The organism is Micromonospora sp. Llam0 (genome assembly GCF_003751085.1).
In the GTDB taxonomy this organism is placed as follows: domain Bacteria; phylum Actinomycetota; class Actinomycetes; order Mycobacteriales; family Micromonosporaceae; genus Micromonospora_E.
This window is the reverse complement of the sequence record NZ_RJJY01000002.1, coordinates 1,276,145-1,300,176: the sequence shown is the minus strand read 5'-3', so window position 1 is coordinate 1,300,176 and position 24,032 is coordinate 1,276,145. Positions and strand designations below refer to the sequence as shown.

The following is a 24,032-nucleotide window of genomic DNA, read 5'->3' as shown; positions in this document are numbered from 1 at the left end:
ATGATGACGTACGCCGACGACGCGTGGACCGTCGGGCAGTTCGCCCTGCTTGCCGTGCTGGTCGTGCCGGCGCTCGGCGCGCTGCTGCTCGCCCTGCCGGTCGGCGGCGACCGGGCCGGCCGGATCACCGGCACCGTCTTCGCGGCGATCACGTTCCTGGTCAGCCTGCCGTTGCTGCGCGACCCGACCGGGGTCGGCTGGTTCGCCTACGGTCCGCCGCTGGACGGCCCGCCCGGGGTGCTGCCCTGGCATCAGCTCGACCTGCCCTGGGTGCCCGCCCTGGACCTGCGGTTGCACCTCGGCGTCGACGGCATCTCCTACCCGCTGGTGCTGCTCACCACCGGGCTGACCCTGCTGTGCTGCGCGTACACCGTCTGGCGCGCCCCGCACGGGCGCAACGGGCGGGCGTTGGTCGCGTTGCTGCTGGTCGTCGAAGTCGGCATCGTCGGTACGTTCCTCGCCCTCGACCTGGTGCTGTTCTTCGTCTTCTTCGAGGTCGTGCTGCTGCCGATGTACGCGATCATCGCCGGCTGGGGCGGCGGCCGTACCGCTGATGGTGGCGGCCGTACAACCGATGGTGGCGACCGGGCCGACACCGCGCACCGGCGGGCGGCGACCAAGTTCGCCGTCTACACCCTGGCCGGGTCGGTGCTGCTGCTGGTCGGCGTGGTGACCGTGACGACCGCCGCCGGCACCGCCGACCTGACCGTCCTCACCGGCGGCGACGGACTCGGCCGGGGCACCCAGCTCTTCGCGTTCACGCTGCTGGCGCTGGCCTTCGCGGTCAAGGCACCACTGTGGCCGCTGCACAGCTGGCTGCCCGACGCGCACAGCCAGGCACCCACCGTCGGCAGCGTGATCCTCGCCGGGGTGCTGCTCAAAATGGGCACGTACGGGCTGATCCGGGTCGCCGTCGGCGTCGCCCCCGACGGCGCCCGCTGGGCCGCTCCGGTGCTCGGCACCCTCGCCGTCGCCGCGATCATCGTCGGCTCCCTGGTGTGCCTGGCGCAGACCGAGCTGAAACGGCTGATCGCCTACTCCAGCGTCGGGCACATGGGGTTCGTGCTGCTCGGCATCGCCACGCTGAGCGCCACCGGCATCCAGGCCGCGCTGATCGGCAACGTCGCCCACGGCGTCATCACCGGCCTGCTGTTCTTCCTCGCCGGGGCGGTCAAGGACCGCTACCACACCGGCGAGCTGGCCGCGCTCGGCGGACTGCGGGAAGACTCCCCGGCGCTGTCCGGGCTGCTCGGCTACGCGGCGATCGCCTCCCTCGGCCTGCCCGGCCTGGCCGGCTTCTGGGGTGAGGCGTTCGCCGTCGTCGCCGCCTGGCAGCGCGGCGGGGCGCTGTGGACGACGCTGGCCGTGGCGGCGGCGGTCGGCGCGGCGCTGACCGCCGCGTACCTGCTGCGGATGCTGCGCCGGGTCACCCACGGCCCGGCCGGTCCGGCGGTCCGGGCCGCACCCGCCCCGGCGATCAGCCGCCCCGAGGCGCTGGCCTGGGCACCGCTGGTGCTGCTGGCGCTGGCCATCGGGCTGGTGCCGGCGCTGGTGCTCGGCGTCGCCGAGTCGCCGGTCACGATCCTGCTGGAGGTGATCCGGTGACCGACGGGTCCGCGGCACAGACGATCGACCACCTGGCGCTGCTGCCGGCGTACCTGGCGGCGGCGACCGCGGTCGCGGTGCTGCTGGCCGACCTGTTCGTCGGCCGGCGGGCGGTCACCGGGGCGACGGCGGTCGCCGGCGCCGCCGGGGTCGGCCTCGCCGCGCTGGTGGCGCTGGCGCATCCGGCGCGGGCCACCTTCTGCGGTACGCCGTCCGGCGTACCCGCCGAGGGCGGACTGCCGTCCGGTGGGCTGGTCAACGGCGGGCTGGCCTGCTCGTACGTCGCCGACGGCCGGGCCGCCCTGGTCGCGCTGCTGTTCGCGGCGCTCACCGCCGGCGTGCTCGCGCTGTCCGCGCCGCTGCTGAACTCCGGTGCGGTGCCGGCCGGCGAGTACTGCTTCCTGCTGGCCTGCTCGATGACCGGCGGGGTGGTGCTCGGTGCCGCCGGGGACCTGATCACCCTGGTCGTGGCGGTGGAGACGCTCACCCTGCCGCTGTACATCCTGGTCGGGCTGCGCCGGCAGCGGGCCGCCTCGGCCGAGTCCGCGGTGAGCTTCTTCGTGGTCAGCGTGGTGTCCACGGCGGTGGCGCTGCTCGGCGTGGCGTTGCTGTACGCCGCGTACGGCGTGGTGCACCTCGACCTGCTCGCCGGCGCCAGCGGCCTGGCCGAGCCGGCCGGTACGGTCGTCGGCGGCTCGGCCGACGGGCAGGCCCGGCTGGCCCGGGTCGGTGTGGTGCTGCTGCTGACCGGACTGGCGTTCAAGGTGGCGGCGGTGCCGCTGCACGCCTGGGCGCCGAAGACCTACGACGGCGCGACGCTGCCGGTCGCCGCGTACCTGTCGACCGCGTCCAAGCTCGGCGGTGTGGTGGCGATCGTCGCGGTGGTGACCGAAGGGCTCACCCCGCAGCTGGCCGCGTCCGGGCCGGTGCTGGCGGTGCTGGCGGTGGCGACCATGACGGTCGGCAACCTGGTCGCGCTGCGGCAGCGGCGGATGGTGCGGCTGCTGGCCTGGTCGTCGATCGCGCAGGCCGGGTACATCCTGGTGCCGCTGGCGGCGGCCGCCGGGGTGGCCGGCCGGGGCGCCGAGGAGCAGACGGTGGCCGTGGCGGCGGTCTTCGCGTACACCGTCTTCTTCGTGTTGTTGGAGCTGGCCGCCTTCGCGGCGGTGGTGGCGTTGCGGCCGGCGGCCGGCGACGGCGGTCCGATCGCCGCGTATGCGGGCGCGGCCCGCCGCCGACCGTGGGTCGGTGCGGCGCTGACGCTGGCGTTGATCGGGCTGGCCGGTCTGCCGCCGGGCCTGGCCGGGTTGTTCGCCAAGGTGGCGGTGGTCCGGTCGCTGCTGGTCGGTGGGGCCGGCTGGCTGGCGTTGGTGGTCGCCGCCAACGCGGTCCTCGGCCTGGTCTACTACCTGCGGGTCAGTGCCACGCTGTACGCCCGGGAGTCGACGACGCCGCCGCCGGCTCAGGGCGCGGCGGTGCCCGGTGGCGCGGTGGCGTGGCCGGTGGTGGCGACGCTCGCCGTCGCGACCGCTCTGGCGGTTTTGCTCGGATTCGCACCACAGGTGGTCTTTGACGTCGTCGCGGGCTGAGTGAGAGTTCCTGACTGAGTGAAACATGCCCGCCAGGTCTTGATTGACAGCTAACTCTCAGCTATCGCGGGATGCGCAGTGGGTACGTGGGCGTTGCACCTGCCGTGGGGTCTCCAGACGACCCGGTGGAGAGGGAGTGAACGTGCACAGCCACCACAACGGTCTCAAGACGGCAGCCCTGCTCGGCCTGCTCACCGCCATGATCCTCGGTGTTGGCTACTGGTTCGGCGGCAGCGGCGGCCTGATGATCGCCGTACTCGTATCGCTGGCGATGAACGCCGGCACCTACTTCTGGTCCGACAAGCTCGCGCTGCGCTCGATGCGGGCCCAGCCGGTCAGCGAAGCGGAGTTCCCGGCGCTGCATCAGATGGTCCGGGAGTTGGCCGCCGAGGCCGGGCAGCCGATGCCCCGGCTCTACGTCAGCCCGACCATGCAGCCCAACGCGTTCGCGACCGGGCGTAACCCGGCCAACGCGGCGGTCTGCGTCACCCAGGGGATCGTGCAGATCCTCGACTACCGCGAGCTGCGCGGGGTGATCGGGCACGAACTGTCCCACGTCTACAACCGGGACATCCTGATCTCCAGCGTCGCGGCGTCGCTCGCCGGCATCGTCACCATGCTGGCCCACCTCGCCTGGTTCCTGCCGTTCGGCGGCGGGGACGACGACGAGGGCGCCAACCCGGCAGCGCTGCTCGCCATGCTGATCCTCGGGCCGCTGGCCGCGTCGATCATCCAGCTGGCGATCAGCCGCAACCGCGAGTACCAGGCGGACGCGTCCGGCGCCGCACTGACCCGCGACCCGCTCGCGCTGGCCAGCGCGCTACGCAAGATCCACATGGGTACGCAGCGCATGCCGCTGCCGGCCGAGGGCCAGCTGGCCAGCTCGGCCCACCTGATGATCGACAACCCGCTGCGCAAGGGCGGGTTCGCCGCGCTGTTCTCCACCCACCCGCCGATGGAGCAGCGGGTGGCCCGGCTGGAGCAGTTGGCGTACGCCGGTGCCGGCGGCCCGGTGCAACGCCGGTTGTGAATACGCCTGTGTGAGCGGCCTCGCACCCCGTACCGGACCGAATCCGGTGGGGTGCGGGGCCGTCAGCGGGTTAGGGTCGGCAGGCCGAACGGTCGTTACCGCCGTCGGCCCATCGGCCGGTCCGCAGCACGTCGGCCGCCGGTGCCACCAGCCGGTGAAGGGAACGGAACAGTGTCCGGATTGCGGAAATACGTCGCCGTCTGGCGCATCCCCGGCGGACCCACCCTGCTGATCCCGGGCGTCATCGGTCGGCTCAGCATCGGCATGACCCCGCTCGCCCTGCTGCTGGTGATCAGCGACTCCACCGGCCGGTACTCACTCGCCGCGATCGCCGGCGGCGTCTACGCCCTCGCCGGGGCGGCCCTCAGCCCGGTCGCCGGGCGGATCGCCGACCGGCTCGGCCCGAGCCCGGTGCTGCTGGCCACCGGAGTCGCCCACCCGGTCGCCCTGATCGCACTGCTGTTCGCCACCCGCAGCGGCGGCTCGATCCTGCTCGTCTTCCTGATGTCCGGCCTCGCCGGTGCCAGCTATCCGCCGCTCAGCGCCGCGATCCGAGGCGCCTGGAACAACCTGACCAGCCCGGCCAGCGGCCGGTACCCGCTGCGCAACACCGCGCTCGCCGCCGAGACCACCATCTTCGAGGTGGTGTTCGTGATCGGCCCGCTGCTCGTCGCCGGGCTCGTCGTGCTCGCCGACGCCGCGGCCGCGCTGGTCGCCGCAGCCGTACTCACCCTGGCCGGCACCACCGTGGTGGCGCTCGGCAGGGCGATGCGCGGCTGGCGACCCCACCCGCGGGAAGGCCACGCCCGTGGCCTCGGCCCGCTGCGGGTGCCCGGCTTCCCGGCGTTGCTGGCCTGCGTCGGCGGGCTGGGCATCGGCTTCGGCACGGCCGGCGTGGCGGTACCCGCGTACGCCTCCAACTACCTGGGCACCAACGACGACGGCGGCAGCCTCGCCGGCGTACTGCTGGCGGTCTGGGCCGTCGGCAGCGCCACCGGCGGGATCTACTTCGGCATCCGCCGACCGGCGGTGGACGCGTCCCGGCAGTTCGCCTGGCTGCTCGCCGGGGTCGCTGCCAGCTTCGTCGTGTACGCGGTGATGCCGCACCCGCTGGCCCTGGGCGTGGCGCTGACGCTCGGCGGTGCCGTGATCGCCCCGGCGCTGACCGTCGAGAACACCATGGTCGGCCGGCTCGCCCCGGTCAGCATGCTGAACGAGGCGTACACCTGGGTGACCACCATGGCGGTAGGTGCCAGCGCGGCCGGCGGCGCGGTCGCCGGGGTGCTCGTGGACCGCGCCGGTGGCCCGACGGCAGCGTTCCTGTTCGCCGCCGCCGCGCTCGCCCTGGCTGCGCTGCTGGCCGGCTGGCCCGCCGGTCCGATCAGCCGCGCCGAGGCCCGCGCAGCGGTCGACCTGGACCGGGCCCTGCTCGGCGACCCGGCCTGAGCTGGGTCAGCGGTAGTTGGTGAACTGCAGGGCGATGCCGAAGTCCTCCTGCTTGAGCAGTGCGATGACCGCCTGCAGGTCGTCCTTCTTCTTGGCGGTGACGCGCAGCTGGTCGCCCTGGATCTGCGCCTGGACACCCTTGGGCCCGTCGTCGCGGATCTTCTTGCTGATCGCCTTCGCCTTGTCCGACTCGATGCCCTGGATGACCTTGCAGTCGATCTTGTAGGTCTTGCCCGACGAGCGTGGGTCACCGGCGTCCAGCGACTTGAGCGAGATGTTCCGCTTGACCAGCTTCTCCTTGAAGACGTCCAGGCTGGCCTTCACCCGTTCCTCGGTCTCCGCCTGCAACGTCACGGCCTCCTCGCCGGACCAGGTGATCTCGGCGCCGGTGCCGCGGAAGTCGAAGCGGGTGGACAGCTCCTTCTCGGTCTGCCGGAGGGCGTTGTCGATCTCCTGCCGGTCGACCTTGCTCACGATGTCGAACGACGGGTTGGCTGCCATGGTCTGCTCCTGCCAGTGCGGGTCTCGGACGGTGCGGGTCTCGGACGGTGTATCGGACGTTGCCGGACAGTTGACTCCCGCCGACGGTACCCGGTTGCGGAAGAGCCCCGTCATGCCGCTATCCTTTCCTGCGTCGCCTCGCGTGACGAGGCGGCACGCCCTGGCGGGTTGCCCGAGCGGCCAATGGGAGCGGACTGTAAATCCGTCGCGAAAGCTACAGAGGTTCGAATCCTCTACCCGCCACCAGGCGCACCAACAGCCCTTGACCTGCACCAACAGGTCAAGGGCTGTTGTCGTACGGTCGGCACGTCGTCCCGCCCGGTCCAGCCGGCTACGGCTTCCGGGCTACACCTTCCTGGACCCCAAGGTGCCTCTGCGGGCCTGATGCCACAGGTGCATCTTGATGCACCTGTGGCATCAAGCTCGACCGGTGCCACCGACCCGGGGTGGTTGCTCTGCGTCAATCGATCGGTGCGTATCGTCGTCGGTGGGTCTCGGAGGTCGACGACGGGCCCGCGTGATCCCGGTCGGTTGGGGGCCGGTCGGCAGGGGAGGAGGTGCCCCAACTGGTCCGCGCGCCGCGCCCGAAGGCCCGTCGATCCGGACAGGGTCGTGTTCTCGGCCGCAGTGCACCGTTTGGGCTGCGATTTCCGAACCGGCGAGTAGCCACCGACACCGAGCCGTGACCGAAAAGGGTGCCGTCGAGTGGCCGGCAGGGCTTAGCGTCGAGACCCGGCGACGGTCTGTTGTCAGCTGGCTGATGACTCGGTCAGTTGACCATCTATCCCGAATTTTAGTTGCATAAAAGAGCAACAAATCACTTCCTTCGTTGATTCGTAATAAATCCGGCATGTCGGTCACGATATTGGCCCGGTTGCGTCGCTGAGTGCGGGGTTTGCCTAGTGTCCGTGGCTGCCAATCCTCTGCGCGGCGTCACTGGCTGTCGTCGAGCAGGATCACCCGGCCTGAGCAGCAGCGGGACGAAAGCCGCAGGGCAAAGCCGCCGCTAAGGTTCTCCTCGTCCGATTGGCTAGGATGGGCAGTGCCGAAGGTGCAGGCCGGCCGCGTCAACCTACCGTTGGTGCGGTCCGGTGTGGCACCATCAGGACTCTGCCCCTCATTCGCGTAACTCATTCGCCTCCTTGGACGGGAGTCTGTAACATGCGTGGACACACGATGGGCCGCCGGCTCGGCAGGGTCGTCGCGGTCGCCGCACTCGGGATTGCTGTCTCGTTCACCGCTGGGACCGCCGCCCAGGCTGCCCAAGCCTGGGTTACGGTCGGTGACGAAGTGCCTGTGGTTTCCCCGGTGGACAAGTACGGCTTCGACGCCTCGGTGGATGCGCAGGTCTCGCTCTACGACTTCAGCTGGACCTGATCGCCGCATCCGACACCAAGGGGATCGAGTGCCAAGGCCACAGGCGATCTCACGGCATTCTTCCGGGCGGGCCTGGTTCGTAACCGGGCCACTCGCTCTGATAGCCGTACTCATCTCTGTGGCCTTGGCCATCAGCCACCCCAACCCCACCGGAGATTGGCCGCTGGGCCTGCTGTTCTTCGGCCTTTTCCTCGCCGCACACGCGGCAATCCTGCTGTTCGAGGTGCGCCGGCAGTCGTTCACCCTGAACATCGGCGAGATCCCGTTTTTGCTAGGTCTGTTCTTCCTGCCGCCGCTCACTCTGATCATCGGTCGGGTGCTGGCCGCCGTGGTCGGTCATCTCAGCCGGCGGCAGCCGCCCGTCAAGTTGTGGTTCAACGTCGCGAACGTGGCCGCCGGCACGTCCATAGCCACCGCGATCGTCGTCAACGCCGACGTGCTCGACGCCGCCGAGCCGCGTACCTGGTTGACGCTGGTCGGGGCGATGATCGCCTGCCAGATCATCACCCTGGTCGCCGTGCTCGTGGTGATCACCCTGGCCCAGGGTCGGTTGTCCACCAAGGAGCTCACCACCACGACGGTCCCCGCCCTGGTCGTCGCCTCCATCAACATCACCTTCGGTCTGGTGGTGCTGATCCTGCTGGCGCAGAGCGACTGGGCGCTGATCCTGCTGGTCGCGCTGATCACCTTCTTCGTGCTGGCCTACCGGTCGTACGCGAAATCACTGCGGCAGAACCGCACGCTCTCCGAGATCTACGCGTTGACCCGGGCGATCGCCGACACGCCGCACGACGGGACGATCGTCGACGTACTGCTCAAGCGGGTCCGCGAGGTGCTGCAGTCCGAGTACGCGACACTCTGGCTGCCGAAACAGGGGCGCTATCCCGAGGTGCTGCTGTCCGCGACCGCCGACGGACAAGGGCTGGTCGACACGGTCGGCGCTCCGGAATCGATCCGCGAACACGTCTTCGAGACCGGGAGTTCGCTGGCCGTCGGGGCGAAATTCGGCGACAGCCCGTTCGACACGGCACTTCGTGACTGGGGCACGAAGGACGCCGTCGTGGTGCCGCTACGGGCCGGTTCGCTGGTGATCGGCTGCCTGGAAGTGTCCGGCCGGCTCGGGGACATCTCCCACTTCGGGCCCGGTGACCTGCGGCTACTGGAAGCGATCGCCGTGCATGCCGCAGTCGCCGTGGAGAACTCGCGCCTGGTCGACCGGCTGCGCTACGACGCGGCCCACGACGGGTTGACCCGGCTGGCCAACCGCCGCCGGCTGACCGCCGCGCTCGACGAGTCGGTGGCCATCCGGACCCCGGGTGAAGTCGTCGCGGTCCTGCTCTTCGACGTTGCCGGGCTGCGGCAGGTCAACGAGTCGCTCGGCCACGCGGCCGGGGACAAGGTCCTGGCCGAGGTCGCCCGGCGGCTGCGGGAAAGCGCCCCGTCGGCCGCGCTGGTCGGCCGCAGCGGCGGGGACGAGTTCGTGGTCACCCTGCGGATGGAGGCCGCTGAGTACGCCGTACAGCTTGCGGTCGAGCTCCGTGACCAGATCCGCGACCAGATGGTCTTCGGCGCGTTGACCCTGGACGTCGACACCGTGGCCGGTGTGGCGGTGCACCCCGACCACGGCAGCGACGCCGCGACGCTGCTGCAGCGGGCGGACCTGGCCGCGACGGCGGCGAAGTCGGTGTCCGGCGGCGTCCAGCTGTTCAATCCGGCGTTGGAGTCCCGCTCGGTACGTCGGCTCGGGCTCGCCGGTGACCTGCGGGTCGCGCTGGACGAGACGCAGTTGGAGGTCTACTACCAGCCGAAGGTGACGCTGCACGGCCGCCGGCTGGTCGGGGTCGAGTGCCTGACCCGGTGGGAGCATCCGACCCAAGGCTCGGTCTCGCCGGAGGACTTCGTCGCGGTCGCCGAACACACCGGCCAACTCGGTCGGCTGACCGAGTTCGTGCTGCGCGAAGGGCTGCGCCGTAGCCGGGAGTGGAACGTCGGTCAGCAGCCGTTGCCGGTGGCCGTCAACCTGTCCGCCCGTACCCTGACCGATCCGGAGTTTCCCGAGCTGGTCCGGACCCTGCTGGACGAGGCGCAGGTCGCTCCGGAGCTGCTTACCCTGGAGATCGCCGAGGCGGGTGTGCTGGACGGTACGGACCGGCCGATGCCGACCCTGCGGCGGCTGCGCGACCTCGGGGTGCGGCTGTCCGTCGACGACTTCGGCACCGGATACACCTCGCTGGCGCACCTGCGCCGGCTGCCGGTGCACGAGGTGAAGGTCGACCGGTCGTTCGTGCAGGGGATGGCGACCGACCCGGGGGACCTGGCGATCGTCAACGCGGTCGTGACGCTGTCCCAGCAGTTCGGCCTGACCGTGGTGGCCGAGGGCGTGGAGAGCGAGTTGACCCTGGAGCTGCTGCAGGACATCGGCTGCCAGGTCGGGCAGGGCTTCCTGTTCAGCCGTCCGTTGCCGTACGAGCGGCTGGCCGCCTGGTACGAGGCCCAGGCCGACCCGGAGAGCCTGCAGTCCAGCGAGGTTCGCCGGCTGCGGGCGGTGCCCTGATCCCCGACCGGCAGGGGGCCTGACCTGCGGCGGCGTGGACGGGCTGATCTGATTTCACCTCGCGGGCGGGGCCGTGTACTCTTACCCGTGCGCATCCGCCCAGGCGGGTGGGTGTTCGGCCCCCTTAGCTCAGTCGGCAGAGCGTCTCCATGGTAAGGAGAAGGTCTACGGTTCGATTCCGTAAGGGGGCTCAGTGGGTTCCACTGGACCCGTCACGGCGGTGTAGCTCAGGTGGTAGAGCAAACGGCTCATAATCGTTGTGTCGCCGGTTCAAGTCCGGCCACCGCTACGGTCGGCTTCGCGAGTGAGGCCGGTGGTACGAAGTACGGGTGGGCGTCGCAGGCGCCCGCTTTGCATGTCCGCGCTGCCGCAGGCTACGCTGGCACGCTGTAGTTGTTCCGATAGCGAGGAAGGCACCCCGCCGTGGCCAAGGCGACCGACGTCCGTCCAAAGATCACTTTGGCGTGTGTGGAGTGCAAGGAGCGCAACTACATCACGCGGAAGAACCGCCGGAACGACCCGGACCGCATCGAGCTGAAGAAGTTCTGCCGCCGGGACGGCAAGCACACGCTGCACCGCGAGACCCGCTGACCCTCGCCGTTCCGGGCGGCCCGCGCGTCGTCCGGGTACGGGCCAGCGGGTAGGTTGCTGCGCATGCCCATGGATCCGTCCTTAGTCGGCCGCAGTTACCCGCCCGGTGCCACGTACCTGGTGGGGCGGGAGAAGATCCGCGAGTTCGCCGCCGCCATCGGGGCCAGCGATGCCGTCCACCACGATCCGGATGCGGCCCGCAAAGCGGGCTATCCGGACGTGGTCGCGCCACCGACCTTCCCGGTTGCGGTCACCATGTCCTCGTCCGAGCGGGTGATCTCCGACCCCGATCTCGCGATCGACTACAGCCGGGTCGTGCACGGCGACCAGCGGTTCCGGTACGTCCGCCCGGTGGTGGCCGGCGACGAACTGGTGTGCACCGACACCATCGAGGAGATCATGTCCCGCAGTGGCCACGACTTCCTCACCGTCCGTACCGAGGTCGCCACTGCGGCTACCGGTGAACCGGTGGTCACGGTCTGGATGAAGCTGGTCGTCCGGGGGGAGGACTGAGATGGAGCTGACTCCGCAACGGTTCCGGGTCACCCGGGCCGACCTCGTCCGCTACGCCGGAGCCTCCGGCGACTTCAACCCCATCCACTGGAGCGACCGGTTCGCCACCGGGGTCGGCCTGCCAGGTGTCATCGCCCACGGCATGCTCACCATGGCGTTGGCCGGGCGCGCGGTGGCGCAGTGGGCCGGATCGGCGGACGCGGTGGTCGAGTACTCGGTCCGGTTCACCCGCCCGGTGGTGGTCCCGGACGACGACGAGGGCACCGAGGTCGAGGTGACCGGGGTGGTCAAGGGCACCACCGAGGACGGGTTGACCCGGATCGACGTGACCGCCATCTGTGCCGGCGAGAAGGTGCTCAGCCAGGCCCGGGCACTGGTTCGTACCCCGCGCTGACGGCCGGTGGTACCGGCCCGGGTACGCGCGGTGCCGGTACCGGTTGGGAAAGTGGTGGCTCTACCCGTACACTGGTCCGCCGTGGGGCCTGTGACCCCTGTTCAGTCCTGCGTGGCCCTGCGCCTCGCGGGGTTGGGTGGGGTTGCCGACCCGCACAGGGGTGTAGCTCAATTGGCAGAGCAGCGGTCTCCAAAACCGCAGGCTGCAGGTTCAAGTCCTGTCACCCCTGCGCCCAAGGCCTGACCGACCCGGTGGGTCGGCTGCCGTCCCCGTTGGCGGCCGTCCCGCAAGGGGAATGGCCGACGTGCACGACGCAGCGCGTCTTACCTGGCGCGCGACCCGATCACCCCGACGGAGGGCGAGATGGCCGAGAGGAACCGGCGTGGCGATGACGCCGCGGACGACCGCCCCGAGGACGAGTCGATCGACGAGACGTCGGTCGAGGACGAGGTCGACGACGACGAGCCGGCGGCGCGGGGTGGCACGGCCACCCGGAGCAAGGCCAAGGCGGAGTCGTCGGAGGGACGACCGAAGGCGAAGTCCGAGGCCGGGGTGGGGTTTTTCGGGCGGATCATCCGGTTCGTCCGCGAAGTGGTCGCCGAGCTGCGTAAGGTCATCTGGCCGACTCGTAAGGAGTTGCTGACCTACACCGCCGTGGTGGTCGTGTTCATCGCGGTCATGCTGACCATCGTGGCCGGGCTGGACTTCGTGTTCGCCAAGGGTGTGCTGTGGGTATTCGGCAACCCCAGCTGATTTTGTGACGGAAGTGAGCAAGCGTGCCTGAGTACGACGAGACCGCCGGCGTCACCGACGACCAGTCGACGGTGGCCACGGCGGCGGCTGATGAGTCGGTTGAGGCCGCCAGCGCACCACCGGTCCCCGCTGCCGGGGCGGACGACTCCCCGGCCGACGCCAACGGCTCCGCCGCTGGGTCGGACAGTCCGGACAGTTCAGCGGCCGAGGCCGCCGAACCCGCTGCTGCGGCCGACGACGAGGAGTTCGACCCGGTCGCCGAGCTGCGGCAGAAGCTGCGCTACGCGCCAGGCGACTGGTACGTGGTGCACTCTTACGCCGGCTACGAGAACAAGGTCAAGACCAACCTCGAGACCCGGATCACCAGCCTCGACATGGAGGAGTACATCTTCCAGGTCGAGGTGCCGACCCGGGAGGAGGTCGAGGTCAAGAACGGCAAGCGGCTCCAGGTGCAGAACAAGGTCTTCCCCGGCTACATCCTGGTCCGGATGGACCTCACCCCGGAGTCGTACTCCTGCGTGCGCAACACCCCGGGCGTCACCGGCTTCGTCGGGGCGACCGACCGGGCCGACCGACCGGCGCCGTTGTCGCTCAACGAGGTGCTCAAGTGGCTCGTCCCGGCGGTGGCGGCCGAGCCCAAGAAGGCCAAGCCCGAGGTCAAGGTGCTGGACTTCGAGGTCGGCGACTCGGTCACCGTGACCGACGGCGCGTTCGCCTCGTTGCCGGCCACGATCAGCGAGATCAACGCCGACCAGCAGAAGCTGAAGGTGCTGGTGTCGATCTTCGGTCGGGAGACCCCGGTGGAGCTGAACTTCAACCAGGTCGCCAAGATCTGACCCGGGCGCAGCCGGGCCGGGGGTTCTCCGGCGCCTGCGCAACCACTGCTGCACACCGACGGCGGCAACCCCAGCTGGGGTTGCCGCCGTCAGCTGCGCTAACCTAGAACGTCGGCCCTGGGCCGCGCCTGACCGTGCGCGCGTGTCGAGGGCTCGCCAGCCCGTGCCGGACGACGGCCAGTCGCCGGTGACGTCCCGCAGATCCGGTGCGGAACACCAGATCAAGCCCCAGGAAGTGACATGCCTCCGAAGAAGAAGCTCGTCAAGACGTTCACGCTGCAGTTGCCGGCGGGTCAGGCCACCCCGGCGCCGCCGGTCGGTCCGGCGCTGGGTCAGCACGGCGTGAACATCATGGAGTTCTGCAAGTCGTACAACGCGCAGACCGAATCCCAGCGGGGCGACATCGTGCCCGCTGAGATCAGCGTGTACGAGGACCGGTCCTTCACCTTCGTGCTGAAGACCCCGCCCGCTGCCCGGCTGCTGCTCAAGGCCGCCGGGGTCCAGAAGGGCTCGGGTGTGCCGCACACCACCAAGGTCGGCCAGGTGACCACCGCCCAGCTGCGGGAGATCGCCGAGAAGAAGATGGCCGACCTCAACGCGAACAGCATCGAGCAGGCGGAGAAGATCATCACCGGGACCGCCCGGTCGATGGGCATCACCGTCAAGGAGTGACCGTCCCGACCCGCGACTGCGGGTCGGAGCCGACCGACGTGGGAGGGCGCGCGCACGGCGTCGCCCGCCAGTGACCACAGGAGCCAGAGACAATGCAGCGCAGCAAGAACTACCGCAAGGCCACCGAGCAGATCGACCGGACGAAGCTGTACGCCCCGGCCGAGGCGGTGAAGTTGGCCAAGGAAACCAGTTCGGCGAAGTTCGACGCCACGGTCGAGGTCGCGATGCGCCTCGGCATCGACCCGCGTAAGGCGGACCAGATGGTCCGCGGCACGGTCAACCTGCCGCACGGTACGGGCAAGACGGCCCGGGTGATCGTCTTCGCCGCCGGGGCGAAGGCGGAGGAGGCCGTCGCCGCCGGCGCGGACGAGGTCGGCACCGACGATCTGGTCGCCCGGATCCAGGGCGGCTGGCTGGACTTCGACGCGGCGATCGCCACTCCGGACCAGATGGCGAAGATCGGCCGGATCGCGCGGATCCTGGGCCCGCGCGGCCTGATGCCGAACCCGAAGACCGGCACGGTCACCATGGACGTGACCAAAGCCGTCTCGGACATCAAGGGCGGCAAGATCGCCTTCCGGGTGGACAAGCACTCCAACCTGCACCTGATCATCGGGAAGGCCTCGTTCGGCGAGGCCCAGTTGATCGACAACTACGCGGCCGTGCTCGACGAGGTGCTGCGGGCCAAGCCGTCCGCTGCCAAGGGCAAGTACCTCAGGAAGGTCGTGCTGACCACCACCATGGGGCCGGGCGTGCCGGTGGACCCGAACGTGGTCAAGGACCTGCACGAGGCGACCAGCGAAGGCTGAGCGGTCCCGATCGACAGACGGTGGGGTGGGGTCCGGTGGACCCCACCCCACCGCCGTGCCGGACGGATTTGGTGCCCGCCCGTGCCGTGCCGTACGCTTACCGTATCCACACCCAAAGACCGCTGGTCACCGTGCCTCGGCACGGTTGAAGGTCCCGTTTCCACGGGCGGCCCGCGCAGGGGCGGAACGGACGATGAGTCTTCGCCGTCGGTTGACGGCTGCCTCGCCCCGTGCGCCCTGCGCCCGGGGCGTTTTTCGTGGGCGCGGGATCTTCACGGCCGGCCGGCCACCCGCCGGTCGGCCGCCAGCCTGGAGCACCAGAGAGGAGGGACATGGCGGACAAGCCGGTTCGTGCCGACAAGGCGACCGCGGTCGCCGACCTGACCGAACGGTTCCGTGAATCGGGTGCCACGGTGCTCACCGAGTACCGGGGTCTCACCGTCGCCCAGCTGACCCAGCTGCGCCGTTCGCTGGGGCAGAGCGCGACCTACTCGGTGGCGAAGAACACCCTGGCCAAGCGGGCCGCGTCGGACGCGGGCATCGACGGACTCGACAAGCTGTTCACCGGTCCTACCGCGCTCACCTTCGTCTCCGGCGACGTGGTCGAGGCCGCGAAGGGCCTGCGCGACTTCGCCAAGGCCAACCCGATGCTCGTCATCAAGGGCGGGGTCTTCGAGGGGCGCGCGATCACCGCGACCGAGGTCAACAAGCTGGCCGACCTCGAGTCCCGCGAGGTGCTGCTGGCCAAGCTGGCCGGTGGCATGAAGGCGAACCTGAGCAAGGCTGCGGCCGTGCTGCAGGCCCCGCTGTCGAAGACCGCCCGCCTGGCGGCAGCGCTGCAGGACAAGCGCGAATCCGAGGGTACGCAGGCCTGACCCGCCAGCGCCCCGTTAACGTCATCAATTCGAAAGGAAGCCGACCATGGCGAAGCTCAGCACCGACGAGCTGCTCGACGCGTTCAAGGAGATGACGCTGATCGAGCTCTCGGAGTTCGTGAAGCAGTTCGAGGAGACCTTCGACGTGACCGCCGCCGCGCCGGTGGCCGTCGCGGCCGCCGGTGGCCCGGCTGCCGCCCCGGCCGAGGCCGAGCCGGAGAAGGACGAGTTCGACGTCATCCTCGACGCGGACGGTGGCAAGAAGATCCAGGTCATCAAGGTGGTCCGGGAGCTGACCGGCCTCGGCCTCAAGGAGGCCAAGGACCTGGTCGAGGCCGCGCCGAAGGCGGTCCTCGAGAAGGCCAACAAGGAGACCGCCGACAAGGCCAAGGCCAAGCTGGAGGCGGAGGGCGCGAAGGTCACCCTCAAGTGACCTGACCCACACCGAGGTTGGTTGCGGGCGGCGATCCCCGACGGGGGTTGCCGCCCGTTTCCGTTCGCACACCCGGTGCGATTGCCCGATGATCAGGGCATTTCGCCCGTCGCCGGGGTCGACGGGGCTGCCCGGCCGGCCGGCAACCGGCTGAATCAGTGGCGATCTCCCCGTACGACAGGCCTTGACGCGGCACGGACCGGCAGGCACGCTGACTACAGCAAGCTGTTTCACGGGCTTGCGACGGCCAAAGCTGGGTAATGGCACCAGCAGCGGGTCGCCGGATCGGGAGACCGGTCAGGGGTCCCGGTGTTCGCCAGCCCCCACCAGGTTCCGTGGGAACGCCGCGTTCCGAGCGGTACGGAGGCACCGGTCCCGGTCGCCCCGACCAGCTCCGCGACGTCCTTCGGCGTCGGGCTGGACAGCGGTTAGCCGCTCGGCTACACTGCTAGTTTGCGCTGCCTTCCGACTTGCCTCGCGCCCGGAATGTCCGATCCTGGATATTTTGACCGAGGTTCTTTGGAGTGCGCGCGAAACAGCCGTCTGCAGCACCGGTCCTCGGAAGGACGCATCTTGGCAGCTTCCCGCCCTGCGAAGACCAGTCGTACGTCGAGCGCTTTCGCTCCTCGCCGAATCTCATTCGGCCGGATCACCGAACACCTCGAGGTCCCCAACCTTCTCTCCATCCAGACCGAGTCGTTCGACTGGCTGGTGGGCAACGAGGCTTGGCAGGGCCGGTCGGCTGACGACCCGCACGCACGATCCGGCCTCGCGGAGATCCTCGACGAGATCAGTCCCATTGAGGACTTTTCCGGCACCATGTCGCTCTCCTTCTCCAGCCCGCGCTTCGACGAGGTCAAGGCCTCGATCGAGGAGTGCAAGGAGAAGGACCTGACCTACTGCGCACCGCTCTTCGTCACCGCGGAGTTCACCAACAACACCACCGGCGAGATCAAGAGCCAGACGGTGTTCATGGGTGACTTCCCGATGATGACGCCGAAGGGCACCTTCATCATCAACGGCACCGAGCGCGTGGTGGTCAGCCAGCTCGTCCGGTCCCCGGGCGTGTACTTCGACAAGCAGCCGGACAAGACCTCCGACCGCGACCTGTCCAGCGTCAAGGTGATCCCGAGCCGGGGTGCCTGGCTGGAGTTCGACATCGACAAGCGCGACACCGTCGGTGTCCGCATCGACCGTAAGCGGCGTCAGGCCGTCACCGTCCTGCTCAAGGCCATCGGTTGGTCCGCCGACCGGATCCGGGAGCGGTTCGGCTGGTCCGAGCTGATGATGACCACCCTGGAGAAGGACCACATCGCCGGGGCGGACGAGGCGCTGCTCGACATCTACCGCAAGCTCCGTCCTGGTGAGCCGCCGACCCGCGAGAACGCGCAGACGCTGCTCGACAACCTGTTCTTCAACCCCAAGCGGTACGACGTCGCCAAGGTCGGCCGGTACAAGTTCAACAAGAAGCTCAACCTCGACGTCCCGATCAACTCCGGGACGCTCACCGAGGACGACATCGTCGCCACCGTCGAGTACCTCTGCCGGCTGCACGCCGGTGAGGAGGGCTACGAGGCCGACGACATCGACCACTTCGGCAACCGGCGGCTGCGTACCGTCGGCGAGCTGATCCAGAACCAGGTACGGGTCGGCCTGTCCCGGATGGAGCGGGTCGTCCGTGAGCGGATGACGACGCAGGACGTCGAGGCCATCACGCCGCAGACCCTGATCAACATCCGCCCGGTGGTGGCGGCGATCAAGGAGTTCTTCGGCACCTCGCAGCTGTCCCAGTTCATGGACCAGACCAACCCGCTGGCCGGGTTGACCCACCGCCGGCGGCTCAGCGCGCTCGGCCCGGGTGGTCTGTCCCGGGAGCGGGCCGGCTTCGAGGTCCGTGACGTGCACCCGTCGCACTACGGCCGGATGTGCCCGATCGAGACCCCGGAAGGCCCGAACATCGGTCTGATCGGGGCGCTGTCCACCTTCGGACGGGTCAACCCGTTCGGCTTCATCGAGACCCCGTACCGCAAGGTCATCGACGGCCGGGTCACCGACCAGATCGACTACCTGACCGCGGACGAGGAGGACCGGTTCGTCAAGGCGCAGGCCAACGCGCCGCTGATGGCCGACGGCACCTTCGCCGAGGACCGGGTCCTGGTCCGACGCAAGGGCGGTGAGGTCGACTTCGTCCCGCCGGCCGCCGTCGACTACATGGACGTCTCACCGCGGCAGATGGTCTCCGTCGCCACCGCGATGATCCCGTTCCTGGAGCACGACGACGCCAACCGGGCGCTGATGGGCGCGAACATGCAGCGCCAGGCGGTGCCGCTGGTCAAGGCGGAGTCCCCGCTGGTCGGCACCGGCATGGAGTACCGCGCCGCGGTCGACGCCGGTGACGTGGTGATCGCCGAGTCCGGTGGCGTGGTCGAGGACCTGTGCGCCGACTACGTCACCGTGCACCAGGACGACGGCCACCGCCGGACGTACCTGCTGCACAAGTTCCGTCGCTCCAACGCCGGCTCCTGCGTCAACCAGAAGCCGACCGTCTTCGAGGGCGACCGGGTCGAGGCCGGCCAGGTCATCGCGGACGGCCCGTGCACCGACGACGGCGAGATGGCCCTCGGCCGTAACCTGCTCGTGGCGTTCATGCCGTGGGAGGGCTACAACTACGAGGACGCCATCATCCTGTCCCAGCGGCTGGTGCAGCAGGACGTGCTCACCTCGATCCACATCGAGGAGCACGAGGTCGACGCCCGGGACACCAAGCTCGGTCCGGAGGAGATCACCCGCGACATCCCGAACGTCAGCGAGGAGATGCTCGCCGACCTCGACGAGCGCGGCATCATCCGGATCGGCGCCGAGGTGGTTCCCGGTGACATCCTGGTCGGCAAGGTCACCCCGAAGGGCGAGACCGAGCTGACCCCGGAGGAGCGGCTGCTGCGGGCGATCTTCGGCGAGAAGGCCCGGGAGGTCCGGGACACCTCGCTGAAGGTGCCGCACGGCGAGACCGGCACGGTGATCGGCGTACGGACCTTCTCCCGCGACGACGGCGACGAGCTGCCGCCCGGCGTCAACGAGCTGGTCCGGGTCTACGTCGCGCAGAAGCGGAAGATCCAGGACGGCGACAAGCTCGCCGGCCGGCACGGCAACAAGGGCGTCATCTCCAAGATCCTGCCGGTCGAGGACATGCCGTTCCTCTCCGACGGCACGCCGGTCGACATCGTGCTCAACCCGCTCGGTGTGCCGGGCCGGATGAACATCGGCCAGATCCTGGAGACCCACCTCGGGTGGGTGGCCAAGACCGGGTGGAAGGTCGAGGGCGACGACGCCGAGTGGAAGGCCGCGCTGCGCGCCATCGGCTCGGACGACGCCGAGCCGGACACCAACGTCGCGACCCCGGTCTTCGACGGTGTCCGCGAGGAGGAGATCACCGGCCTGCTGGGCAGCACCCTGCCCAACCGGGACGGCGTGCAGCTGATCGGCAGCTCGGGCAAGGCCCGGCTGTTCGACGGCCGGTCCGGTGAGCCGCTGCCGGACGCGATCGCGGTCGGCTACATCTACATCCTCAAGCTCAACCACCTGGTCGACGACAAGATCCACGCGCGGTCGACCGGCCCGTACTCCATGATCACCCAGCAGCCGCTCGGCGGTAAGGCGCAGTTCGGCGGCCAGCGCTTCGGTGAGATGGAGTGCTGGGCGATGCAGGCCTACGGTGCCGCCTACGCGCTGCAGGAGCTGCTCACCATCAAGTCGGACGACGTCCTGGGCCGGGTCAAGGTCTACGAGGCGATCGTCAAGGGCGAGAACATCCCCGAGCCGGGCATCCCGGAGTCGTTCAAGGTGCTGCTCAAGGAGCTGCAGTCGCTGTGCCTCAACGTCGAGGTGCTGTCCAGCGACGGCGTGGCCCTGGAGATGCGCGAGACCGACGACGAGGTGTTCCGGGCCGCGGAGGAACTCGGTATCGACCTGTCCCGGCGGGAGCCGAGCTCGGTCGAGGAAGTGTGAGGCGCGGTCGGCGGCCCTGACCCCAGGGCCGCCGACCGGGGCCCCGTGAACCAGCAGTAGCGACGACGACATAGGGGACACGAAACGTGCTCGACGTCAACTTCTTCGACGAGTTGCGCATCGGTCTCGCCACCGCCGACGACATCCGTCAGTGGTCCCACGGCGAGGTCAAGAAGCCCGAGACGATCAACTACCGCACCCTCAAGCCGGAGAAGGACGGGCTCTTCTGCGAGAAGATCTTCGGTCCGCAGCGGGACTGGGAGTGCTACTGCGGCAAGTACAAGCGCGTCCGCTTCAAGGGCATCATCTGTGAGCGGTGCGGCGTCGAGGTGACCCGATCGAAGGTCCGTCGCGAGCGGATGGGGCACATCGAGCTCGCCGCTCCGGTCACCCACATCTGGTACTTCAAGGGCGTCCCGAGCCGGCTCGGCTACCTGCTCGACCTGGCGCCGAAGGACCTGGAAAAGATCATCTACTTCGCGTCGTACGTGGTGACCGGGGTGGACGCCGAGGCGCGCCACCGCGACATGTCGACGATCGAGAACGAGATCTTCGCGGAGAAGCGCCAGTCGGAGAACAGCCGCGACTCGGAGATCGAGAAGCGGGCCGCCAAGCTGGAGGCCGACCTGGCCGAGCTGGAGGCCGAGGGCGCCAAGGCCGACGTACGCCGCAAGGTCAAGGAGTCCGGCGAGCGGGAGATGCGCCAGATCCGCGACCGGGCGCAGCGCGAGATCGACCGGCTCGACGAGGTGCTCGACACCTTCCGCAAGCTGGAGCCGAAGCAGCTGGTCACCGACGAGTTGCTGTACCGGGAGCTGCGCGACCGGTTCGGTGAGTACTTCACCGGCGGGATGGGCGCCGAGGCGATCAAGACCCTGCTGCAGCACATGGACCTGGACGCCGAGGCGGACAACCTGCGGGAGATCATCCGTAGCGGCAAGGGCCAGCGCAAGATCCGGGCGCTGAAGCGGCTCAAGGTGGTCGCCGCGTTCCTCAGCACCCGCAACTCGCCCGGTGGCATGGTCCTCGACTGCGTACCGGTGATCCCGCCGGACCTGCGCCCGATGGTGCAGCTCGACGGTGGCCGGTTCGCCACCAGCGACCTCAACGACCTGTACCGCCGGGTGATCAACCGGAACAACCGGCTCAAGCGGCTGATCGACCTCGGCGCACCCGAGATCATCGTCAACAACGAGAAGCGGATGCTGCAGGAGGCCGTCGACGCGCTGTTCGACAACGGCCGCCGCGGCCGGCCGGTCACCGGCCCGGGTAACCGTCCGCTGAAGTCGCTGTCCGACATGCTCAAGGGCAAGCAGGGCCGGTTCCGGCAGAACCTGCTCGGCAAGCGGGTCGACTACTCCGGCCGGTCGGTCATCGTCGTCGGCCCGAAGCTCAAGCTGCACCAGTGCGGTCTGCCCAAGCAGATGGCGCTGGAGCTGTTCAAGCCGTTCGTGATGAAGCGCCTGGTGGATCTCAACCACGCGCAGAACATCAAGTCCGCCAAGCGGATGGTCGAGCGGCAGCGGCCGGTCGTGTGGGACGTGCTCGAAGAGGTCATCTCCGAGCACCCGGTGCTACTCAACCGGGCGCCGACCCTGCACCGCCTCGGTATCCAGGCGTTCGAGCCGCAGCTGGTCGAGGGCAAGGCGATCCAGATCCACCCGTTGGTCTGCACCGCTTTCAACGCCGACTTCGACGGTGACCAGATGGCGGTGCACGTACCGCTGTCGGCCGAGGCGCAGGCCGAGGCCCGGATCCTGATGCTGTCGTCGAACAACATCCTCAAGCCGTCCGACGGCAAGCCGGTGACCATGCCGACCCAGGACATGATCATCGGGCTGTACCACCTCACCCACCGGACCGAGGGTCTGCTCGGCGAGGGCCGGGTGTTCAGCTCGGACGCCGAGGCCCGGATGGCGTTCGACAACGGTGAACTGGACCTGCAGTCGCCGGTCCGGATCCGGCTGCGGGGCGTGGTCGAGGTCGACAACGGCGCCGGCGCGTCCCGCTGGGCGGCACCCGAGGGGTGGCAGCCCGGCGAGCCGCTGATCGTCGACACCACCCTCGGCCGGGTGCTGTTCAACGAGGTCATGCCGGTCGGCTACCGGTTCGTCAACTACGAGGTCCGCAAGAGCCAGCTGTCGGCGATCGTCAACGACCTGGCCGAGCGGTTCCCGAAGGTGGCCCTCGCCGCCACCCTGGACGGGCTCAAGGAGGCCGGCTACCACTGGGCCACCTGGTCCGGCGTGACCATCGGCATGCAGGACGTCGTCGCGCCGCCGCACAAGCAGGAGACCCTGGAGCGGTACGAGGCGGAGGCCGCCCGGATCGACAAGCAGTACCAGCGTGGTCTGATGACCGGCGAAGAACGGCGCGGTGAGCTGATCGAGATCTGGACCAAGGCGACCAACGAGATCGCCAAGGATCTGGAGACCTCGCTGCCCCAGGAGAACCCGCTGTGGAAGATGATCCACTCGGGTGCCCGAGGCAACCTGCTGCAGCTGCGGCAGATCGCGGCGATCCGTGGTCTGGTGGCCAACCCGAAGGGCGAGATCATCCCGCGGCCGATCAAGTCGAGCTACCGGGAGGGTCTGTCGGTACTGGAGTACTTCATCTCCACCCACGGTGCCCGTAAGGGTCTGGCCGACACCGCGCTGCGGACCGCCGACTCCGGTTACCTGACCCGTCGACTGGTCGACGTGTCGCAGGACGTCATCATCCGTGAGGAGGACTGCGGCACCGACCGGGCGATCACCATGCAGGTCGGCGAGCGGCTCGACGGCAAGCTGATGGTGCACGAGTTCGCCGAGACCGGGGTGCACGCCCGTACCCTCGCCGAGGACATCAAGGGTGCCGACGGCGAGGTCGTGGTCGAGCGCGGCGCGGACCTCAACTCGATCCTGGTGGACAAGCTGGTCGCCGCCGGGGTCGAGACGGTGCGGGTACGCAGCGTGCTCACCTGCGAGTCGAAGCTGGGCGTCTGCGGCGCCTGCTACGGGCGTTCGCTGCCCACCGGCAAGACGGTGGACATCGGCGAGGCGGTCGGCATCATCGCCGCCCAGTCGATCGGTGAGCCGGGCACGCAGCTGACGATGCGTACCTTCCACACCGGTGGTGTCGCCGGTGAGGACATCACCCAGGGTCTGCCCCGGGTGCAGGAGATCTTCGAGGCCCGGGTGCCGAAGGGCAAGGCGCCGATCGCCGACACCCCGGGCCGGGTGCGGATCGAGGACGGCGAGCGGTCCCGGAAGATCGTCGTCATCCCGGACGACGGCAGCGACGAGATCGTCCACGACAAGGTCTCCAAGCGGGTCCGGCTGCGGGTGCACGACGGTGACCACGTCACCGTCGGCGAGAAGCTCACCGAGGGCACCATCGATCCGCACGAACTGCTGCGGATCCTCGGCCCGCGGGCGGTCCAGGTCCACCTGACCCAGGAGGTCCAGGAGGTCTACCGCTCGCAGGGTGTGCTGATCCACGACAAGCACATCGAGATCATCATCCGGCAGATGCTCAAGCGGGTGACGGTCATCGACTCCGGCGGCACCGAACTGCTGCCCGGTGTGCTCGTCGACCGCGCGGTCTTCGAGTCGGAGAACCGCCGGCTCGTCTCCGAAGGCGGCGAGCCCGCCGCCGGTCGGCCGATGCTCATGGGCATCACCAAGGCGTCGCTGGCCACCGACTCCTGGCTCTCGGCGGCCTCCTTCCAGGAGACCACCCGGGTGCTGACCGACGCGGCGATCAACGCCCGCAGCGACTCGCTGATCGGCCTCAAGGAGAACGTGATCATCGGTAAGCTCATCCCGGCCGGTACCGGCATCAGCAAGTACCGCAACATCCGGGTCGAGCCGACCGAGGAAGCGAAGGCGAAGGTCTACTCGATGACCGGCTACCCGGAGACCGACTACGGGTTCGGGCCGGCCAGCGGGCAGGCCGTACCGCTGGACGACTTCGATTTCGGTTCCTACCGCTGATCAACGGCAGGTACGACTGTCCGGGCGCCTGTCCCGCCGCGACCGCGGCGGGACAGGCGCCTTCAACTTGTAGGC

General features: G+C 69.3%; 19 protein-coding genes and 4 tRNA genes. 21 read left to right on the top strand and 2 right to left on the bottom strand.

The window, feature by feature from the left end:
* Positions 1–3 precede the first annotated feature (3 nt).
* The 4 genes from EDC02_RS33345 (at position 4) to EDC02_RS33330 (ending at position 5,670) form a co-directional block, all read left to right on the top strand.
* Positions 4–1,605: a NuoM family protein gene (locus EDC02_RS33345; protein ID WP_123606170.1), complete on the top strand. Its 1,602-nt coding sequence runs from the start codon at positions 4–6 to the stop codon at positions 1,603–1,605.
* On the top strand, positions 1,602–3,194 hold the full coding sequence (locus tag EDC02_RS33340) for an NADH-quinone oxidoreductase subunit N (RefSeq protein ID WP_123606169.1): 1,593 nt from the start codon (positions 1,602–1,604) through the stop codon (positions 3,192–3,194). Before EDC02_RS33345 ends, EDC02_RS33340 begins: the two co-directional genes overlap by 4 nt.
* Before the next feature lie 142 nt (positions 3,195–3,336).
* A complete protein-coding gene (htpX, locus tag EDC02_RS33335) occupies positions 3,337–4,224 on the top strand; it encodes a zinc metalloprotease HtpX (RefSeq protein WP_123607344.1) in 888 nt (295 codons plus the stop codon).
* Between the two features lie 171 nt (positions 4,225–4,395).
* Positions 4,396–5,670, top strand: a complete 1,275-nt coding sequence (locus tag EDC02_RS33330; RefSeq protein WP_123606168.1) for an MFS transporter — start codon at positions 4,396–4,398, stop codon at positions 5,668–5,670.
* 6 nt (positions 5,671–5,676) lie between these two features.
* Here the strand turns inward: EDC02_RS33330 and EDC02_RS33325 are convergent, their stop codons facing one another.
* Positions 5,677–6,171 (bottom strand): YajQ family cyclic di-GMP-binding protein, encoded by a 495-nt coding sequence (locus EDC02_RS33325; protein ID WP_123607343.1) that lies wholly within the window; start codon positions 6,169–6,171, stop codon positions 5,677–5,679.
* 162 nt (positions 6,172–6,333) lie between these two features.
* Here EDC02_RS33325 and EDC02_RS33320 point away from each other — a divergent pair.
* A tRNA-Tyr gene (locus EDC02_RS33320) sits at positions 6,334–6,417 on the top strand.
* A 687-nt stretch (positions 6,418–7,104) separates the two neighbouring features.
* Here EDC02_RS33320 and EDC02_RS40565 read toward each other — a convergent pair.
* Positions 7,105–7,305 carry a hypothetical protein gene (locus EDC02_RS40565; protein ID WP_158632396.1) on the bottom strand — a complete coding sequence of 67 codons (201 nt, stop codon included), beginning with the start codon at positions 7,303–7,305 and terminating at the stop codon, positions 7,105–7,107.
* Between the two features lie 42 nt (positions 7,306–7,347).
* On the opposite strand from EDC02_RS40565, the gene EDC02_RS33315 reads away from it, so the two are divergent.
* The 16 genes from EDC02_RS33315 (at position 7,348) to EDC02_RS33240 (ending at position 23,957) form a co-directional block, all read left to right on the top strand.
* Entirely contained in the window at positions 7,348–7,548 is a 201-nt protein-coding gene (locus EDC02_RS33315; RefSeq protein WP_123606167.1) for a hypothetical protein, read from the top strand.
* A gap of 28 nt (positions 7,549–7,576) precedes the next feature.
* A complete protein-coding gene (locus tag EDC02_RS33310; protein ID WP_233606573.1) occupies positions 7,577–10,102 on the top strand; it encodes a bifunctional diguanylate cyclase/phosphodiesterase in 2,526 nt (841 codons plus the stop codon).
* 118 nt (positions 10,103–10,220) lie between these two features.
* Positions 10,221–10,293: transfer RNA gene (locus tag EDC02_RS33305), tRNA-Thr, on the top strand.
* A gap of 25 nt (positions 10,294–10,318) precedes the next feature.
* Positions 10,319–10,391: transfer RNA gene (locus EDC02_RS33300), tRNA-Met, on the top strand.
* A 134-nt stretch (positions 10,392–10,525) separates the two neighbouring features.
* The gene (rpmG, locus tag EDC02_RS33295; RefSeq protein WP_123606165.1) at positions 10,526–10,693 is read left to right on the top strand and encodes a 50S ribosomal protein L33; all 168 of its coding nucleotides are present in this window, start codon (positions 10,526–10,528) and stop codon (positions 10,691–10,693) included.
* Between the two features lie 63 nt (positions 10,694–10,756).
* Positions 10,757–11,206 carry a MaoC family dehydratase N-terminal domain-containing protein gene (locus tag EDC02_RS33290; RefSeq protein ID WP_123606164.1) on the top strand — a complete coding sequence of 150 codons (450 nt, stop codon included), beginning with the start codon at positions 10,757–10,759 and terminating at the stop codon, positions 11,204–11,206.
* 1 nt (position 11,207) lies between these two features.
* A complete protein-coding gene (locus EDC02_RS33285) occupies positions 11,208–11,600 on the top strand; it encodes a MaoC/PaaZ C-terminal domain-containing protein (protein WP_123606163.1) in 393 nt (130 codons plus the stop codon).
* Between the two features lie 156 nt (positions 11,601–11,756).
* Positions 11,757–11,829: transfer RNA gene (locus tag EDC02_RS33280), tRNA-Trp, on the top strand.
* A 134-nt stretch (positions 11,830–11,963) separates the two neighbouring features.
* Entirely contained in the window at positions 11,964–12,353 is a 390-nt protein-coding gene (gene secE, locus EDC02_RS33275) for a preprotein translocase subunit SecE (protein ID WP_123606162.1), read from the top strand.
* 23 nt (positions 12,354–12,376) lie between these two features.
* The gene (gene nusG / locus EDC02_RS33270; RefSeq protein ID WP_123606161.1) at positions 12,377–13,189 is read left to right on the top strand and encodes a transcription termination/antitermination protein NusG; all 813 of its coding nucleotides are present in this window, start codon (positions 12,377–12,379) and stop codon (positions 13,187–13,189) included.
* A gap of 240 nt (positions 13,190–13,429) precedes the next feature.
* The gene (gene rplK, locus EDC02_RS33265) at positions 13,430–13,861 is read left to right on the top strand and encodes a 50S ribosomal protein L11 (protein WP_123606160.1); all 432 of its coding nucleotides are present in this window, start codon (positions 13,430–13,432) and stop codon (positions 13,859–13,861) included.
* A gap of 92 nt (positions 13,862–13,953) precedes the next feature.
* Complete coding sequence (gene rplA / locus EDC02_RS33260; protein WP_123606159.1) at positions 13,954–14,670, top strand: 50S ribosomal protein L1; 717 nt, start codon at positions 13,954–13,956, stop codon at positions 14,668–14,670.
* 332 nt (positions 14,671–15,002) lie between these two features.
* Positions 15,003–15,545: a 50S ribosomal protein L10 gene (gene rplJ, locus EDC02_RS33255; protein ID WP_123606158.1), complete on the top strand. Its 543-nt coding sequence runs from the start codon at positions 15,003–15,005 to the stop codon at positions 15,543–15,545.
* A gap of 46 nt (positions 15,546–15,591) precedes the next feature.
* On the top strand, positions 15,592–15,978 hold the full coding sequence (gene rplL / locus EDC02_RS33250) for a 50S ribosomal protein L7/L12 (RefSeq protein ID WP_123606157.1): 387 nt from the start codon (positions 15,592–15,594) through the stop codon (positions 15,976–15,978).
* Positions 15,979–16,551: 573 nt separating this feature from the next.
* Positions 16,552–19,983 carry a DNA-directed RNA polymerase subunit beta gene (locus tag EDC02_RS33245; protein ID WP_123606156.1) on the top strand — a complete coding sequence of 1,144 codons (3,432 nt, stop codon included), beginning with the start codon at positions 16,552–16,554 and terminating at the stop codon, positions 19,981–19,983.
* Positions 19,984–20,069: 86 nt separating this feature from the next.
* Positions 20,070–23,957: a DNA-directed RNA polymerase subunit beta' gene (locus EDC02_RS33240; protein ID WP_123606155.1), complete on the top strand. Its 3,888-nt coding sequence runs from the start codon at positions 20,070–20,072 to the stop codon at positions 23,955–23,957.
* Positions 23,958–24,032 lie beyond the last annotated feature (75 nt).